The sequence below is a fragment of the Pseudomonas sp. GW456-12-10-14-LB2 genome, assembly GCF_002884345.1.
Lineage (GTDB): Bacteria > Pseudomonadota > Gammaproteobacteria > Pseudomonadales > Pseudomonadaceae > Aquipseudomonas > Aquipseudomonas paraglycinae.
Genome location: NZ_POHV01000025.1, coordinates 50,152 through 68,133, shown reverse-complemented (window position 1 = coordinate 68,133; position 17,982 = coordinate 50,152). Strand labels below are relative to the sequence as shown.

13 protein-coding genes are annotated in these 17,982 nt (G+C 62.8%); 1 reads left to right on the top strand and 12 read right to left on the bottom strand.

The window, feature by feature from the left end:
• A complete protein-coding gene (glgB, locus tag C1X29_RS18240; RefSeq protein WP_102718041.1) occupies positions 1 to 2,232 on the top strand; it encodes a 1,4-alpha-glucan branching protein GlgB in 2,232 nt (743 codons plus the stop codon).
• 52 nt (positions 2,233 to 2,284) lie between these two features.
• On the opposite strand, the gene C1X29_RS18235 is transcribed toward glgB, so the two are convergent.
• The 12 genes from C1X29_RS18235 to treZ form a co-directional block, all read right to left on the bottom strand.
• The gene (locus C1X29_RS18235) at positions 2,285 to 3,355 is read right to left on the bottom strand and encodes an autotransporter outer membrane beta-barrel domain-containing protein (RefSeq protein ID WP_102718040.1); all 1,071 of its coding nucleotides are present in this window, start codon (positions 3,353 to 3,355) and stop codon (positions 2,285 to 2,287) included.
• A gap of 390 nt (positions 3,356 to 3,745) precedes the next feature.
• A complete protein-coding gene (locus tag C1X29_RS18230) occupies positions 3,746 to 4,543 on the bottom strand; it encodes an endonuclease/exonuclease/phosphatase family protein (protein ID WP_085605158.1) in 798 nt (265 codons plus the stop codon).
• A 91-nt stretch (positions 4,544 to 4,634) separates the two neighbouring features.
• Entirely contained in the window at positions 4,635 to 5,396 is a 762-nt protein-coding gene (locus tag C1X29_RS18225) for a PIG-L deacetylase family protein (protein ID WP_102718039.1), read from the bottom strand.
• 177 nt (positions 5,397 to 5,573) lie between these two features.
• Complete coding sequence (locus C1X29_RS18220; RefSeq protein WP_085745825.1) at positions 5,574 to 6,233, bottom strand: glycosyltransferase family 2 protein; 660 nt, start codon at positions 6,231 to 6,233, stop codon at positions 5,574 to 5,576.
• Complete coding sequence (locus tag C1X29_RS18215) at positions 6,230 to 6,829, bottom strand: SAM-dependent methyltransferase (RefSeq protein WP_102718038.1); 600 nt, start codon at positions 6,827 to 6,829, stop codon at positions 6,230 to 6,232. The genes C1X29_RS18220 and C1X29_RS18215 overlap by 4 nt, the downstream gene beginning before the upstream one ends.
• Positions 6,826 to 7,584: a PIG-L deacetylase family protein gene (locus C1X29_RS18210; protein ID WP_085745823.1), complete on the bottom strand. Its 759-nt coding sequence runs from the start codon at positions 7,582 to 7,584 to the stop codon at positions 6,826 to 6,828. The genes C1X29_RS18215 and C1X29_RS18210 overlap by 4 nt, the downstream gene beginning before the upstream one ends.
• The gene (locus tag C1X29_RS18205) at positions 7,581 to 8,579 is read right to left on the bottom strand and encodes an acyl-CoA dehydrogenase (protein WP_102718037.1); all 999 of its coding nucleotides are present in this window, start codon (positions 8,577 to 8,579) and stop codon (positions 7,581 to 7,583) included. Before C1X29_RS18205 ends, C1X29_RS18210 begins: the two co-directional genes overlap by 4 nt.
• 1 nt (position 8,580) lies before the next feature.
• A complete protein-coding gene (glgX, locus tag C1X29_RS18200; protein WP_085745821.1) occupies positions 8,581 to 10,740 on the bottom strand; it encodes a glycogen debranching protein GlgX in 2,160 nt (719 codons plus the stop codon).
• A gap of 221 nt (positions 10,741 to 10,961) precedes the next feature.
• Positions 10,962 to 11,294, bottom strand: a complete 333-nt coding sequence (locus C1X29_RS18195; RefSeq protein ID WP_102686266.1) for a DUF2934 domain-containing protein — start codon at positions 11,292 to 11,294, stop codon at positions 10,962 to 10,964.
• 29 nt (positions 11,295 to 11,323) lie between these two features.
• Complete coding sequence (locus tag C1X29_RS18190; protein ID WP_102718036.1) at positions 11,324 to 14,101, bottom strand: malto-oligosyltrehalose synthase; 2,778 nt, start codon at positions 14,099 to 14,101, stop codon at positions 11,324 to 11,326.
• Positions 14,098 to 16,176 (bottom strand): 4-alpha-glucanotransferase, encoded by a 2,079-nt coding sequence (gene malQ / locus C1X29_RS18185; RefSeq protein ID WP_102718035.1) that lies wholly within the window; start codon positions 16,174 to 16,176, stop codon positions 14,098 to 14,100. The genes C1X29_RS18190 and malQ overlap by 4 nt, the downstream gene beginning before the upstream one ends.
• Positions 16,173 to 17,975: a malto-oligosyltrehalose trehalohydrolase gene (treZ, locus tag C1X29_RS18180; protein WP_102686263.1), complete on the bottom strand. Its 1,803-nt coding sequence runs from the start codon at positions 17,973 to 17,975 to the stop codon at positions 16,173 to 16,175. Before treZ ends, malQ begins: the two co-directional genes overlap by 4 nt.
• Between the last annotated feature and the right edge of the window lie 7 nt (positions 17,976 to 17,982).

The window sequence follows — 17,982 nt, the reverse complement described above, 5'->3', positions numbered from 1 at the left end:
ATGAGTTTCTCGAACAGGGAACAGGGTCACGCTAAAGAAAGATTGCTGCCCACTGCAAAAGACATTGATGCTTTGGTGCGCGCAGAACATCACGACCCGTTTTCCATTCTTGGCCCCCACGGCGATGGTGCCGGCGGGCAATTTATCCGGGCGTATCTGCCCGGCGCGTTGAGTGTTTCTGTCGTCGATAAAAACAGTGGCGAAGAGCTCGGTCCGCTGGAGGCCACCGAAACACCGGGGCTGTTTGTCGGCCATTTCGAGGGCGCACGGCCGTACCTGTTGCGCACTCGCTGGGCCGGTGGCGAGCAGGTCGCGGAAGATCCTTACAGCTTTGGCCAGTTGCTCGGTGAAATGGACCTGTACCTGTTTGCCGAAGGCAATCACCGCGACCTCAGCAGTTGCCTCGGTGCGCAGCTGAAAACCGTCGATGGCGTTGATGGCGTGCGTTTCGCGGTGTGGGCACCGAATGCCCGACGTGTGTCGGTGGTCGGTGATTTCAACGTGTGGGATGGTCGGCGGCATCCGATGCGCCTGCGGCATCCGTCTGGCGTGTGGGAATTGTTCATTCCGCGCCTGCAAGCAGGGGAACTGTACAAGTACGAAATCCTCGGCGCCCACGGTATTCTGCCGCTGAAGGCCGACCCGATGGCACTGGCCACCAGTTTGCCGCCGGACACTGCGTCAAAAGTCGCCGCACCGTTGCAGATCGACTGGCAAGATCACGACTGGATGAGCGGCCGCCGCGAACATCAGCAACACAATGCGCCGCTGTCGATCTATGAGTTGCACGCCGGTTCCTGGCAATGCGAACTCGACGATCTCGGTGAAGTGGCGCGCCAGTACACGTGGCCGGAACTGGCCGAGCGGCTGATTCCCTATGTGAAGGAACTGGGCTTCACACATATCGAACTGATGCCGATCATGGAGCACCCGTTTGGCGGTTCATGGGGCTATCAGTTGCTGTCGCAGTTCGCTCCGAGTGCGCGATACGGCACGCCCGAGCAGTTCGGCGAGTTCGTCAATGCCTGCCACCAGGCCGGCATCGGTGTGATTCTCGACTGGGTGCCAGCGCATTTTCCCACCGACACCCATGGCCTCGCCCAATTCGACGGCACGGCACTGTACGAATACGGCAACCCGCTGGAAGGCTTCCATCAGGACTGGGACACGCTGATCTACAACCTGGGCCGCACTGAAGTGCATGGCTACATGCTGGCGTCGGCGCTGCACTGGTTGAAGCATTTCCACATTGACGGTCTGCGGGTCGATGCGGTGGCGTCGATGCTGTATCGCGACTATTCGCGCAAGGCCGGCGAGTGGGTGCCGAACCGTCATGGCGGTCGCGAGAACCTCGAAGCCATCGACTTCCTGCGGCATTTGAACGATGTGGTAGCGCTGGAGGCTCCGGGTGCGCTGGTGATCGCCGAGGAATCCACGGCGTGGCCTGGCGTCAGCCAGAGCACCCAACAAGGCGGCCTCGGTTTTGCCTACAAATGGAACATGGGCTGGATGCACGATTCGCTGCACTACATCCAGCAGGATCCGGTGTATCGCGCCCATCACCACAACGAGTTGAGTTTCGGCCTGGTGTACGCCTGGTCCGAGCGCTTCATCCTGCCGATTTCCCACGACGAAGTGGTGCACGGCAAGCATTCGCTGATCGACAAGATGCCCGGCGACCGCTGGCAGAAGTTCGCCAACCTGCGCGCCTATCTGAGTTTCATGTGGACCCATCCGGGCAAGAAGCTGCTGTTCATGGGCTGCGAGTTCGGCCAGTGGCGCGAATGGAGTCACGACCAGCAGCTCGACTGGTATCTGCTGCAATACTCGGAACACAAAGGCGTGCAGAAGCTGGTCGGCGACCTCAACCGGCTCTACCGCGAAGAGCCGGCGTTGCACGAGCAGGACGATGCGCCGCAAGGGTTTCAGTGGTTGATCGGCGACGATGCGATCAACAGCGTTTACGCATGGCTGCGCTGGAGCAAGGACGGAACGCCGGTGCTGGTGGTGGCCAACTTCACCCCGGTGCCGCGTCAGTCGTATCGCGTCGGTGTGCCGTTTGCCGGGCGCTGGAAGGAATTGCTCAACAGTGACGCCGACACGTATGCCGGTTCCAATTATGGCAACGGCGGCGGGGCGTTTACCGAAGAGGTGGCGAGTCATGGGCAGGCGTTGTCGCTGGAGCTGAATTTGCCGCCATTGGCAGTTTTGATCCTCAAGCCCGAGGGCTGACCCACGCGAGATCGTTCCCACGCAGAGCGTGGGAACGATCATGCAGAAGAAGTCACCAGCGCATCCGGACCCCCAGGCTGCCAATCAACCCGTTCAGGTCGTTGTCGTCGACATCACTGCTGTAGTCGGCACTGACGTACAGGCTCACTGTCGGCGTCATTCTGGCCACCAGTCCCAGTCCGACTTCCACCGTCGAGGACTTGCGGCTGCTGCTGATCTTGTCCACCTGATCCAGCGTCACCGTGTTGCCGGTATAAACCGTGTGCCACAGGTTCGTGCGCACGTAGGGTTCGACCGGCAGACCGTTCAGATCGTAACTGCCTTTCAAGCGTGCACCGACCCGGCCACTCCACGATGAAATGTCGCTGGAAGACGCATTGCCCGAGCCCGCATAGGGCGTGTCCAGGGTGATGCGCTGATTGATCAATTGCGCCTGCGGTTCAACCACCCAGTTTTCACCCAGACCGATCGGGAATCCGCCTTCCACCGACAGCGTCATCGCGCTGCCTTCGGTGGCCAGGCGTGCGCCTTGCTCGTTGCGGCTGAAACCGCTGACCCGACCGCCACTGGCCGACAGATCGACGTGCCAGCCCTGCGGGCCGATCAAGCTGTAGTAGGCACCCAGGCTCTGGCCTTGCAGGTTGAGGGTGTCGGTGTTCGGATCGGCGAGGGCGCGGCTGGTGATCAGTCCGCTGCCATTGGCCTTGATCTGATTGACCCCGCCGATCAGGCCGACCTGCTGGGTGTGGCCGCTGCTGCTTTTCAGGGTCAGCACGGCGGGACCTTTGAAGTCGCCAGTGCCGGGCGTGGCGAAGCCCGGGCTGAGGACGTCGGTTTGCGCCTGGCGGGACGTCTGTCCGTAGAGTTGATCCCAGGCCGAGGGCGCGAGGTCTTCGGTGATCAGGTTTGTGCCGCGCAGATCCGGCTGTGAGCTCAGCCGTTGCGGCCCCGGGGTCACGACCGTGGCGGGGAGGGTCATGACGGGAATGTCCTGGCGATACCAGGGCGTCGCCTCGTCCGCCACAGGACCCGCCTGCGCCTCCATGGACGAGCACAGCAAGATAGAACTTGAAACGGTGCAGAACGTGACTTTGATCTCTTGTGAGGTGAGTGAGGTTTTCATGGAGTTCTACCTTGCTAGCGCATGTGGTATCTCGCCTTGGCGTCTCTCCTACCCCGAACGAGGGGCGACCGAATGGAGCGTGGCGAGCCCGAGGCCGCCCGTTTTGACGAGTGGCCTGAGGTTCGCCCCGAGTAGTATTTCCGGGGGTAGTAAGGTAGAGCTAAGAAGACCGGGGCCCTTGCGTCAAGAAATTGGACGATGAGTGGTCGGGTCAAAACGGGTGATGCAAGCTTATGTTTTTGCGTATTTATCTAAGTGCTTGTTTGTAGAGCCAATGGCTGCGAAAGCCGCGAGGCAGAGACGTTTTATAGCCGACAGCCGGTCTGCGAAACCGAATGCGGCAACCGGTTTCGCATGGCTTTTAGGGTGAAGACAGCTGTCAGTATCGCGCTACAAATGCACTTCAACTGCCAGAGGCAAATGGTCCGAGAGATGCGTCCACGGTTTGTTGCCGAGGATCCGCGGGTCGTGGCTGCTGGCATTGCGCAGGTAGACCCGGTCCAGTCGCAGTAACGGGAAACGCGCAGGGTAAGTCTTGGCCGGGCGGCCGTGATGGCGTTCGAAGGCTTCGTGCAGGTAGTCGCGGCGGGCGAGGGCGACGTTGCCTTGCAACTGCCAGTCATTGAAGTCACCGGCGATGATCACCGGCGCATCGTCGGGCAGCGATTCGAGCAACTGGCAGAGCAGCTGCAACTGCAATTGCCGATGGCTTTCGAGCAGGCTCAGGTGCACGCAGATGGCATGCACTTCGGCATGCCCCGGCACATCCAGGACGCAGTGCAACAACCCGCGCCGTTCAGGGCCGGTAATGGAGACGTCGAGGTTGCGGTATTCGCGGATCGGGTATTTCGACAACAGGGCGTTGCCATGATGGCCGTCGGGATAGACCGCATTGCGGCCGTAGGCAAAATCGCTCCACATGCTGTCGGCGAGGAATTCGTACTGCGAAGTTTGCGGCCATTCGTTGTAGCGGCTGGAATGCCGCTCGTGCTCGCCCACCACTTCCTGCAGAAACACCAGATCGGCCGAGGTACTGCGCACCGCTTCGCGCAGTTCCGGAAGGATGAAACGTCGATTGAGCGCGGTGAAACCCTTGTGCGTATTGACCGTCAGCACCCGCAGGCGATGGATGGCGGACGGGGTCGAGGTCTGTGCGTCGACGGCATGACGCTTGGGATCGCTGGACACGTTCACTCCTCTGAATCATGACTGCCTGTTCATGCGACTGATCCGGGCGCGGGGAGTTCACTTTGAGTGGCTGCCCGCGCCCGACGGACCGTCAATCGACGAAAACGATCTCGTAGGGCAGGCGCATGCGTTCCAGAATCGACTTGGGCAGCAGCGGCGCGATCCCGATCGCCGGTTCGCCATTGAGTTGACTGGCGTAGGCATGGGTGGCGTGGCTCTTGCGCGCGACGGTCCAGGTATCGAGGCGCAGCTTGCGTGCGCGGTGCCAAGGAATCTGCGCCTGATCCCGTTCCGGCCAGTGCCAGGCCCAGACCGGCACATCGTGGTAGGTGGCGCCGAACTGTTGCGCGGCTTTGGCGCTGGCCCGGCCGACCACTTCATGATCGGCGGTGCCGTCGTTGCACCAGGTGCTGAAAACCACATCACCAGGACGCAGATAGCGGGCGATGAATTCGGTCAGTTGAGATTCCTGATCGTGCAGGGCGTTGTCGGTGAAACCGCCGCGCACCCATTTCAGGCTGTGCATTGGCAATCCCAGACGGCGCAGGGCTTCGACACTCTCCTGCGGGCGAAACACGCTCAGGCGTTTCTCCGACCACTGGCGAGAGCCCGGATGACTGGCGCTGCCATCGGTGATCGACAGCAGTTGCAAGGGATGGCCGAGGCTGGAAAGCAGTTGCAGCAGGCCGCCGCAGGTCACCACTTCATCGCCGGGGTGCGGGGCGATGACCACGGCGCGGGCACCGGGTGGAACCAATGTGTGGGTGTTGATGACGGGAATGTTGTCGAGCTGCGCGGCACTGTTCCAGATCTGCGCCGGCAGGCCGCTCTCGCTGAGGGATAACGGTTTCATGAGTGATACATCCTTGTTGTGTCTCGCCCTCAGTCGTGCGCGCCATGAGAGGCGTGCACGACCCGTGAAGGCTGGTGGATAGCCCTGCAGCGCTCCGAACCCTGGATTGCTGCGCTGCAGAGTATTGCTCAAGAAGGACAGTTCGTCGCGTCACAGATCAACCTGATCCGCTTTTTTTTATTCAGTCTGTGCCAACTGTCGCAGATAGTCGCCAAAACCGCCGCGTGCGCGACTGTCCAGACGGGCGCTGGTGATGACTTGCGGGCGATGGCTCCAGGCGATGCTGGCCCCGCAAAGCTCCAGTTGGCGCACCAGCTGCACATCTTCGTCACAGGACAACGGTTCGAAGCCGCCGGCGCGCACGTAGGCTTGCGCGCTGACACCCAGATTGGCGCCATGGATGTGCCGGTGACCTTCACAGGCCTGGTAATGACCGTGATAGCGAATCTGCGCGGCTTCATCGAACGTTTCATGCCAGCGCTCGACCGTCACCGTGCCGCATACCGCATCGGTGCCCAATCCCAGTTGTTCCACCAGCCAGTCTTCGGCGACGCGGCTGTCGGCGTCGGAGCAGGAAATCCAGCGAGCACCCCGATCAAGCAGTTGTTGCGCGCCGATGGCCCGGGCCTGGCCGACATTGCGGGCATCAATGCTCAAGGCCTGCACCGGATACTGGCTGACGATGTGCGCCGAACGGTCGGTACAACTGTCGAGTACCACCAGGACCTCCACCGGCTCACCGGCCAGCATCGGATGCCCGGCGGCGCGCAAGGCGGCGTGCAGGCAGTCATCGAGCCACTCTTCTTCGTTGTGTGCCGGGATCAGGATGCCAATCATCGCAACCCCTCCAGCGCGGCCACCGAACGAGGTTCGCGACTCCAGACTTCCAGCAGAAAATCCGCTTCCTGATGCAGGACCACTCGCGGCAGGTGCAACTGTTCGTGAATCAGGTCGTGAACCTGTCGGGCATTAAGCGGGCAGCCTTCGATAACCGGGCGCCAGTGACAGGCCAGTAATTGCCCGTCTGCCGTCAATGAATCACTGATGCGATGGATGACCTTCGTCAGATCCTGCCGGTCGAGGTAGTAGCCGATTTCGCTGAATACGATCAGGTCGAATTTTTCCGCCGGCCAGTCGCCAGGCAACCGACATTGACGGACTTCGGCGTGGTCGAACAGGCTAAGCCGGGTGCGCGCCAGATTGACCGCGGCGGCGCTTGTGTCGCAGCACAACAGCTGATCACAGCGTTCGGCCAGCGCGGCGCTCAGTTCGCCGTTGGCGCAACCGGGTTCGAAAATCGTCCGGTAATGCGGGCGGGGCAGGGCCGCCAGGGTCACGAGGCGTTTGCGCTGCTCGTACCAGCGCTGGCGAAATCCCCAGGGGTCGTTATTGCCGGCGAACAGGCCTTCGAAGTAGCGATCTTCGACACTCATAGAAAGACCACCTCGAATGGTTGCAGCAGTCGATCGATGACATAGGGTTTGAGCACCGGGGCCAGGCCTGCGTCGGGATCACCCTCCAGCTGGCTGGCGAAGGCGTGCACCGCATGGCGTTTGCGTGCGACCTGCTCCGGGCTGAGCAGGATTTTGCGCGCCCGTTCCCAAGGCACGATGGCGTCTTCAGGCGTTGCCCAGTGCCAGGTCCAGACCGGCAGCTCGTGGCAAATTGCACCCACCCGGCGCGCAGCCTCGACGCTGGCGCGACCGACGGCTTCGTGGTCGCTGTGGCCGTCTTCGCGCCAGGTGGTGAAGATCACGTCGTCGGGTTGCAGGTAGCGGGTCAGGTATTCACACAGCATCGATTCGCGCGCGGCGACCTGGGTGTCGGGGAAGCCGCCGCGCAGCCATTGCACCTGATGCATGGGCAGGCCAAGACGACGCAGGGCTTCGGCGGATTCCTGCGGGCGCACCACGCTCAAGCGCTCCACCGGCCAGCGCTCCGAACCTGGATGGCTGGCGCTGCCATCGGTGACCGAAATCAGTTGCAGCGTGCGCCCCGCGGCGGCGAGCTGTTGCAACAGCCCGCCGCAACCGAGCACTTCATCGTCGGGGTGCGGCGCAATCACCACCGCTCGCGATCCCGGCGGTACCAGATCAAGAATGTCGATACTGTCTACCGCTGCCAGATGACGTGAGCTCTGCCATTCCTGCAGGGAGGTGCCTTCGCCGACAATCGGATTGCGCTTCATAGGGCCCAACCCTCGCGTGGGTGCTGCGAAATCAATCGGCCCAGTGCTGCCAGATCGCGTTCAGCGTGGCTCTGGCGCAGGTAAACCGGCAAGTCGGCCGCCAGGCGGGCAAAGTGCGGATCCTTGCAGAACGGCCCGGCACCGAGCGCCCGACCTGTCTCGCGAATGACCTGTTCGGCGGCATCTTCGACCACGGCGCGTACACGGCGGGCCAGCAACTCGGCGTTGGCGTGGGGATTGCTGTCGATGTCCAGCGCACTGACGCGCAGCGCTTGAGCTGCGGCGTGCAAGGCGCTGTCGACGGCGCCGAGACTGGCCAGCGAATGGGGTTCTTCACGTCGGGCACATTGCTGGCGCAGCTGTTCACCGATTTCCCTCGCGGCGCCGTACCAGCACGCGGCAATCCCGATACCGCCGTGCCAGAACCCCGGACGTTGCAGGTAGTCGCCAGGATCGCCAATCGCCTGCGCCTCGACTTCGTCGAACAGCACCTCGACGCTGCCGGTGGCCGCCATGCCGACCGCTTGCCAGCCTTGATCGGTGACGGTCACGCCCGGTTGGTCGAGGGCCACGGCCACCAGTTGCTGGCGATCGTCCTCATCCCACGCCGTCAGCAGGGCATGACTGAGCACCGCCGCCCCGGAGCACCAGGCCTTGCGTCCGTTCAGCCGCACCAGTTGCCCCGAGCGGCCGACCCGCACCCGCGCCTGCGGTGGTTCGGCCGCCCACATGCCCCACGTGCTGCCGGGCGTCGGCGAGCCACCGAGTTGTTCGATGATTGCCAACGCATCGGTATGGCCTTCGTAGAGTTTGCACAGCCCCAGATCGTGCCCACCGACCTCGGACAGCCGTTGCCAGCGCTCCAGCGTACGACCGCTGCCGGGTAACGGCAGGCGATCGAGGCCGGCCTCGACCAGTTGCCGCAGACACAGGCCGAGGGCGGCAGTGTCGCGGTAGTCCGGCGCGTGCCGTGAGAGATAGACGGGCAAGTCCATGTCAGTCCTCTTCTTCGCGTTGCAGTTCAAACAGCAGCAGCGAGCGTCCGGTGACCGAGTACTCGTGACCGAACTCAAAACGCTCCTGGCCACGGATCGATGGCTGGTTGGTATCGATCATGCACGTCCAGAAACTGCCTTCAGGCACTTCCGGCAAGGTGAAGTTGACGATGTCGTGATGGGCGTTGACCACCAGCAGTAACGTGGCGTCGGCACCCTTGCGGCGGATCCCGGTTTCCTGGGCACGACCGTCAAGCAACATGCCCATGCAGCGGTTCTGCGCGTCATGCCAGTGCTCGGTGGTCATTTCCGTGGCGTCCGGCGCAAGCCAGGTCACGTCCTTGACGCCGATGTCCTCGTTGTATTCGCCGACCAGGAAACGCCCGCGTCGCAGGATCGGGTAGGCCAGGCGCAACTTGATCAGGCGTTTGACGAATTTCAGCAGCGCCTTGCCGTCTTCGCTCAGGTCCCAGTTGACCCAGCCGATCTCGCTGTCCTGGCAATAGGCGTTGTTGTTGCCGTCCTGGGTACGAGCAAATTCGTCACCGGCCACCAGCATTGGCGTGCCTTGGGACAAGAGCAGGGTGGCGAAGAAGTTGCGCATCTGCCGGTGGCGCAGCGCGTTGATTTCCGGGTCGTCGGTAGGGCCTTCGACGCCGTGGTTCCAGGACAGGTTGTTGTTGCTGCCGTCCTGATTGTTTTCGTCGTTGGCCTCGTTGTGCTTGTCGTTGTACGACACCAGATCGTTAAGGGTGAAACCGTCGTGAGCAGTGACGAAGTTGACCGAAGAATAAGGCCGGCGACCGCGCTGGTTGAACATTTCCCCGGAGGCCGTCATGCGGCTGGCGAAGTCGGCGAGCTGGCCGTCGTCGCCTTTCCAGAACGCGCGCACGGTGTCGCGGAACTTGTCGTTCCACTCGACCCAGCCCGGCGGGAAGTTGCCGACCTGATAGCCACCGGGGCCGCAGTCCCAAGGCTCGGCGATCATTTTCACCTGACGCAGTACCGGATCCTGGCGGCAAGCAACGAGGAAACTGTGACGTTCATCGAAACCGTCGTGATAGCGACCGAGAATGGTCGCCAGATCGAAACGGAAGCCGTCGACGTGCATTTCGCTGGCCCAGTAGCGCAGCGAGTCGGTGACCATCTGCAGCACGCACGGATGGCTCAGGTCGAGGGTGTTACCGGTACCGGAATCGTTGATGTAAAAGCGCTTGTCGTCCGGCATCAGGCGATAGTACGAGGCGTTATCGATCCCGCGCATCGACAGGGTCGGGCCTTGCTCGTTGCCTTCGGCGGTGTGGTTGTAGACCACGTCGAGAATCACTTCGAGGTTGGCGTCGTGCAGATGCGCGACCATCTCCTTGAATTCGGCGATCTTGCCGCTGGCCAGGTAGCGCGGATCCGGGGCGAAGAACGCGATGCTGTTGTAACCCCAGTAATTGGTCATGCCTTTGTGCAGCAGGTGCTGGTCGTTGACGAAGGCATGGATCGGCAGCAATTCAACAGTCGACACGCCGAGTTTGCGAATGTGCTCCAGCACGTCGTCGACCATCAGTCCGGCAAACGTGCCACGCACGTTCTCCGGCACCGAAGGGTGGCGCATGCTGATGCCGCGCACGTGGGTTTCGTAAATGATGGTCTTGTCCCACGGCACGCTGACGCGATGGTCGTGGCCCCAGGTGTGCGCCGGGTCGATGACCTTGCACTTGGGGACAAAGGGCGCACTGTCGCGCTCGTCGAAACTGAGGTCGGCGTCGGGGTGGCCGATGGTGTAGCCGAACAGCGCCTCGGACCATTTCAACTCGCCCACCAGTTGCTTGGCGTACGGGTCGATCAGCAATTTGTTGTGATTGAAGCGATGGCCGTTGGCCGGGTCGTACGGGCCGTAGACGCGATAGCCGTAGATCAGGCCCGGATGTGCATCGGGCAGGTAGCCGTGGTAGATCTCGTCGGTGTATTCCGGGAGCTCGATGCGTTCGAGTTCGACTTCGCCGGCATCGTCGAAAATGCACAACTCGACCCGGGTCGCGTTGGCGGAAAACAGCGCAAAGTTCACCCCCAGACCATCCCAGGTCGCGCCGAGCGGGAAGGGCAGGCCTTCACGGATGCGCGAGGGTTCGGCGTGCGCGGTGGGCTCGGCTTTCTTTGGACGGGTCATAGGTGCTCCTGCAAGTCAGTAAGTCGGGGTGAACATCAATCTTCTGTGGGAGCGAGCCTGCTCGCGATGGCTTTGTACCTGTTGACACCCGCGGTGGATGTCCAGCCGCAATCGCGAGCAGGCTCGCTCCCACAAGGGAATGGCGAGTTTTCGAGGACGAACGAGCCCTCGGTGGCGAGCGAACCCGCCACACGGTTATTCAAATCAATGGTTCGGGGGCGTCAGACCGCAGGCGGCTTGCGCGGCGCGCGGGGCTTTTTCTCGGTGGCTTTTTCGCCCGGGGGAATCACTTTAGCGGCACCGGCAGGCTTGGCCTTGGCCGTCGTCGCCTTGGGTTTGGCAGCGGGAGCCTTGCCATCAACGGCTTTGCTGGTGGCGGTCTTGCCGGCGGTTTTACTGCCGGCAGCCTTTGGCGATTTTTTCGGTGCCAGCGCCTCGGCTTCGGCGAGTTTGCGCGCCATCTCCCAGTGGCGCGATTCCTGGCCTTCGGGTTTACCTTCGGATTCCCAGATCTGATAGGCGAATTCGCGGATGCGTTTATCGTCGGTACTCATCGCAATGCTCCTGAACTGAACTCATGCTGCTAGACGTGTTGGATAAGCAGATTGACCGGGAAATCCCCCAGCGCGGTGCTGACCTGCAGCTCCCTGTTTTTTGTGACTGCGGTGCTCGAAAAAAGTCCCTTCAGATTTTCGTCAGAGGCGTCGAACGGTAGAACGACCCGTGTATCGCCCCAGCGCAGCGCGTCAACCATCGGCACAGCACTGTTTTCCAGCAATGTTGCGCAACGGATCGGCACGATCACGATGATCCGTCGCTCCCCATGCTCACGGGCAAACGCGAGCACGTTGTGCGCCTGGCTGCCCAGTACCTCGAGGGCCTGGTACGAACCCTGGCGAAACAACTCGGTGTCGTCGGCGCGCAGGCGCAGCACGTGGGCGATCAATGCTTGCTTGATTCGCCCGTCGCGCCAGTTGACCAACAGTTCCTGAACCGGAGCGGGAGCCTCCAGCGCCTGCTGCCGGGCGGCGTAGTCCACTGGCCGGCGGTTGTCCGGGTCGACCATGCTGAAGTCCCAGAACTCGTTGCCCTGATACAGATCCGGCACCCCCGGCACGGTCATGCGCAGCAAGGTTTGCGCCAGACCGTTGAGAGCGCCGGCGGCAGCGATGCTGTTGACGGTCTTGGCGAGCGCACCGCGCAGCAGTTCGCCTTCGGGGGCCAGCAGCAGTTGTTCGGTGAACGCCTGAGCCGCGTTTTCGTAAGCCTCGTTCGGCGCACTCCAGCTGCTTTGCAGCTTGGCTTCGCGCAGGGCTTTCTGCTGCCACTGCCAGACGCGTTTGGCGTAGTCGGCGAAACCGGCCTGATCGTCGTCGCGCAGGTCCAGCGGCCAGCTGCCGAGCAGCGCCTGATAGAGGATCAACTCGTCCGCCGACGACGGCAGTTCATCGTCATCGCGCAGCGGCCGAGCGAGCGCGCGCCACAGCTCGATCTGTTCGGCATACCAATGGCTGCGTTCGCTGAGCACGGCCAGCCGCGCGCGAGTGTCTTCGCCGCGTTTGTGGTCGTGGGTGGCGGTGGCCAGCAGGTTATCGGGGAAGCTCGCCAGACGTTGCTGGTTCACCGCGTGAAAGTCGCTGACCGGCGCGCTGAACTGCTCGGTGTTGTAACCGACGTCATTGCGCGACAGCAGCACTGCCGAGCGATACAGCGCGGTGTCTTCCACGGCTTTGGCCGCGGCCGGCGAAGTGAGCTGCTGAAAACGCACGCATGCATGCTTCAGAATCTTGCGCGAACGGCCACGGGGTTTGCGCCTCCACGGCTGGCCGCCAAGCCAACCGGCTACGGAGTCCAGCACCGGCCAATCGGCTTCGCTCAATGTCTGCCGCGCACCGTCCATGGCCTGCTGGAAAAACACCTCGTCCCGCGCCGAGCGGCCCATCGGGGTGATGTAGGTGCGATAGACCGGGAAGTGCACGATCAACGCCTGCAACACCCGACGAATCGAGCCGAGCGTGAGGTCGCGGGTCATCAGGTCATCGCGCGCCACTTGCAGCATGGCCTGGGCGACGCTTTCGCAATCGCTGGCCAGCGAGCCGTTGAGGATCTGCTGGCGCGCCAGTTGCGCTTCTTCGATAAACGCGGCGGGACGCTCGGTGCGGCGCTTCCACAAATCGCCCAGCACATGTTCGCCGTCCGGATCGTGTTGCAGCAGCGACAGCTGATTCATGAATTCGTAGCCGGTGCTGCCGTCCACGGCCCAGTCGGTGGGCAGGGTTTCGCCGTCGCCGAGGATCTTCTCGACATAGATCGGCAAGTGCCGGCCCGGCGCCAGATGGTCGAGCCGACGGCGCAGTTTGCGGCAGTAGCCGCGCGGGTCGGCTAGACCGTCGATGTGGTCGATGCGCAGCCCGTCGATCAATCCCTCGCCGATCAACTGGAAAATCTTTTGGTGGGTCGCTTCGAACACTGCCGGACGCTCGACGCGCAAACCGCCGAGTTCGTTGATGTCGAAGAAGCGCCGCCAGTTGATGTCATCCGCCGCCGTGCGCCAACTCGCGAGGCGATAGCTTTGCCGCTCCAGCAATTGGTGCAGGCGTTGAAAACCTTCTTCGGTCTTCGAATCGTAATGCGTCAGGTTGCGCTGAATGGCCTGGAGGATCTGCGGGTCCCTGGCCAGTTGCTGAAGTTCTTCCTTGAGCGGGATGGCCAGCGAACGGGCATCGGTCTGATAACTGAGCGCGCTGAAGCGGTCGGCGAGGGCCTTGAGCGCTTTGTTCGGGGCGTCATCGGATTTGAGCAGTTCGCCGTAATCGCCGGGGCAGATCGGGAAGTGATGCTCGTAATGCTCGACGTGGAACGTGCCGCTCTCGGCGTTGAAAACCAGCGGCAGGGTCGCGTCCTGGAGCGCGACGCCGTAATCGCTGCCGAGAAACGGCAGCAGCAACTGGCCTTCCACCAACGGGTCAGGGGAGTGCCACTGAATGTCGAAGAACTCACCGTAGGGGCTCAGTCGGCCCCATTCCAGCAGGTCAAGCCACCACGGGTTGTCGCCGCCACCGACCGCCATGTGATTGGAGACGATGTCGAGGATCAGCCCCATGCCGTGTTCGCGCAGGCTGGCGACCAGACGGCGCAGGGCCGGCTCGCCGCCAAGTTCCGGATTCACCCGGGTCGGGTCGACCACGTCGTAGCCATGCATGGAGCCGGCGCGCGCGGCGAGCAGCGGTGAGGCATAAATGTGGCTGATGCCGAGTCGGGCGAAGTACGGCACCAGCGGCACCGCCTGATCGAGGGTGAAACCGCGATGAAATTGCAGGCGGACCGTGGCGCGCAGTGTCGGGATAGGCAATGCACTCATTGGTCACGCTCGGCTGCCTGAAGGCGGGCACACGCCAATAGTTCCAGGCGTCTTGCTGCGTCGACACCGTCGAGCAACGCCTCGCTGGTAGCCGGCAAGCGGCGCGACCAGTTCGGGTGGGTGTCGATGGTGCCGGGCAGGTTGGCCTGTTCGTCGAGGCCCAGCGCGTCTTCCAGTGGCAACAGCACCAGCGGCGCGCGGGTGTGGCCGAGGAAGCGGACAGCGGCATCGACCACTTGATCAGCCTCGTGGGATTCCTCGCGAAAGTTTTGCGGGTCCTGGCTCAGGGCGTTGCGCAGGCCTTCACGCTCCCGTTCGCGGTAACGGCGCCAGTCGATTTCGCCGTTGGCGTCGATCAGTCCCAGTCGCGCATTCCAGTCGATGTCGCGGCCGTGCCACCAGCCGTTGAGCGTTGGCAGATCGTGGGTGCTGGTGGTGGCCAAGGCGTTGTCCGGCCAGTCGAGGATCGGTTTGAAATAGGTGTTGTCCTGCTCGAACAACAGCACGCGCATGCCGAGCATGGCGCGGGCGATGAGTTTTTCCCGCAGGCCATCGGGTACGGTGCCGAGGTCTTCGCCGAGCACGATCGCTTGATGGCGATGGGATTCGAGGGTCAGCAAGCGCAGCAGGTCGTCCACCGGGTAATACAGGTAGGCGCCGTCCGCCGGGAGTGCGCCGTTGGGGATTACCCATAGCCGTTGCAGGCCCATGACATGGTCGATGCGCAGCCCGCCGGCATGGGCGAAGTTGGCGCGCAGCATGTCGATGAATGCGCGAAAGCCGTTACGCACCAGACCTTCCGGGGAAAACGCGGAAATGCCCCAGCCCTGGCCCGAGCGATTGAGGATGTCTGGCGGCGCGCCGACGGTCAGCGAGGCCAGCAGTTCGTCCTGAAAGCTCCAGGCCTGACTGCCGGCGCCGTCGGCACCCACCGCCAGGTCGGCGATCAGGCCGATGCCCATGCCGGCGCTGCGAGCGGCGGTCTGGGCGCGTTCCAGGCAGCGGTGGATCAACCACTGGCAGAACGCGAAGTAGCTGATGCGCTCGGCGTATTCTTCGACAAACGCGCCGAGGGCGGCGCCGCGCGGGTCGTGCCAGTGCTCCGGCCATTGGCGCCAGTCGAGGCTTTCGCCACGGGCGGCGCGCATCTCCTGAATGGCTTCGAAGCGGCAGTGGTTCTCCAGCGCTTCGCCGCCGGCATCACGAAAGCTGGAGAAGTCGGCGTGCAACGGGTGTTCGCCGCTGATGAAGCCGTCGTACAAGGCTTGCAGCAGTTTCAGTTTGGCCTCGGCGGCTTTCGGCCAGTCGATCAGTTTCAGGTTTTCCAGTTGTTCGAACTGATCGTTCAGGCCAGCTGCGTCAATCGCATCGCGCAGCGCGCGCTCGCCGAGGATCGCGCCCGGTGCGGCGTACAGCGGATTGAGAAACAGCCGACTGGACGGCGAGTAAGGGCTGTAGCGCCCGGTGTCGGCGCTGAACATCGCGTGCAGCGGGCTGATCGCCAAGGCATCGGCGCCGCGCTCGCCGGCCACCCGGGCCAGTTCTTCCAGGGCCTGAGTGTCGCCGAAACCGCCATCGCCGGGACGGCGCAAGCCATAAAGCTGCACGCTCAGGCCCCACGCGCGCGGGATCGGGCTGTCCACCGCGTCACCCACGCTGAAGCAGCGTTCCGGTGCCACGGCCAGGGTGAATTGTTGATCGGCGATATGCACTTGCTGGTAGCCGACCGGAATTTCGCCGGGCAGCACGGCCTCGGCATCCAGTTTGAGGCTCAGGCGCGAGCCGTCTTCAAGGTGAATCTCGCAAGGGGTTTCGGGTTCGAAATAACGGGCCAGGTCCACGCCCACGCCAACATCGGCAGTGAGCAGTGGCGGCAGATGGCGATTTTCCTGTACCTGTTGCAGTTCAAGCAGGCTGGCGTCGATTTCCTGGGCCGTTCCGGCCGGGTGGCCGAGGCCGGTCAGCACATTGCGCAGCACCGCCGGGGCGACTTTTTGCGCTCGCCCGTTGGCGTCGATCCAGTCGACGGCAAGGCCGGCTCGGCTGGCGAGAATTTCCAGTTGCGCATCGCTCATAGGCGCTCTCCATCCAAGGGTGGCAAAGGGGTTGCGGCCGTGAGGCTGACGAGCGCGCAATACGGGGGCAGTTGCCCCTCATCCGACAGGCCTGTGTCGGGTGGCTGGCGAAACAGCCACACCGAATCAGTCTGTGGAAGGTTGACCACTGGCGTATCGCTGAGGTTCAGGTCGATTCGCAGCTCGCTGCCATCGCCCAGCCGCCAGCGCGCGCTGACCGCCCCGGGCCCCAGCACCTGGGCGCCGAGTGCCTGCGTTCCGGACAGGTTGGGAATGATGTATTGATGGCGCAATTGCAGCAGTTGGCGGTACAGCGCCAACGTCTCCCGTTGCCGAGCTGTGCCGCTGCCGACCAGCCGCGGTTGTGAGGCGTGAAAGGTTTGCTCGGCGTTCGGATCGGGAATCTGCTCGCGCTTGTGCGGATCGGAGAAAGCGCTGAACGCCGCAAACTCGTTACGCCGACCTTCACGTACCAGTTTCGCCAGTTCGCCATGGTGGCTGGTGAAAAACAGGAACGGCTGTTCGGCGGCGTACTCGTCGCCCATGAACATCAGCGGAATCATCGGTGACAACAACAGCAGCGCTGTCGCAGCCTCCACCGCGCGCGGGTCGGCCAATTGATGCAGGCGCTCGCCGAAGGCACGGTTGCCGATCTGGTCGTGATTCTGCAGGAACAGCACGAATGCGGTGGAGGGCAGATGCTCGCTTGGCTCGCCGCGCGGTTCACCGTGGCGGGTGATGTGACCCTGAAACACGAAACCCTGGCTCAGGCAGCGGGCCAGTTGTTCGGTGGGTTGCAGTGCATAGTCCGCGTAATAGGCGTCGGTTTCACCGGTCAGCAACACGTGCAGGGCGTTATGGCCGTCGTCGTTCCACTGCGCGTCGTAGTTCTCCTCCAACAGGCTCGACTGGTTGAGTTCGTTCTCGATGGTCAGCCAAACGTAGCGGGCAGGGTCGATCTGCTGACGGATACGATGTGCCAGTTCAGGCAGAAAATCGGGGCTTTGTATGGCGTGCACCGCGTCCAGTCGCAGGCCGTCGAAGCGGTATTCCAGCAGCCACATCAAGGCGTTTTCGACGAAGAAGTCCCGCACTTCGCGACGACGAAAGTCGATGGCCGCGCCCCACGGTGTGTGTTTGTCTTCGCGGAAAAAGCCCTTGGCGTAACGATGCAGGTAATTGCCATCGGGGCCGAAGTGGTTGTAGACCACGTCCAGAATCACTGCCAGGCCATAACCGTGGGCACTGTCGATCAAATGTTTGAGTTGTTCCGGCGTGCCGTAACTGGCCTGCGGCGCGTAGTGCAGCACGCCGTCGTAGCCCCAGTTGCGATCGCCGGGAAACTGCGCGATCGGCATCAACTCGATGGCGGTGATGCCGAGCTCCGCGAGGCGTGAGAGATGCTGCTCGACTTCGGCAAATCCGCCGAGCGCGCCGACATGCAGTTCATAAATGACCGCTTCATTCCAGGGGCGCCCTTGCCACGTGGTGTTGCGCCAGGAATAACGGTGCGGATCGACCACCACGCTGTGGCGGTCGAGATCACCGTCCTGCGCCCTGGAGGCCGGGTCGGGCACCTCCAGTTCGCCATCGATATTGAAACGATAGCGGCTGCCGGCAGGGCAGCGGGTCTTGATGACAAACCAGCCCTCGCCCTGGGGCAGCATTGGCAGGGACTGGCCGTTGTCCAGCTCGACGCTGACGTAAAATGCATCCGGCGCCCACAGCGCGAATTGGGTGTGCTCGGCATCCAGCATGATCGCGCCGTGGGGCCAGCTTTCAGGTGTCCGTGACGGCATCGTTGAA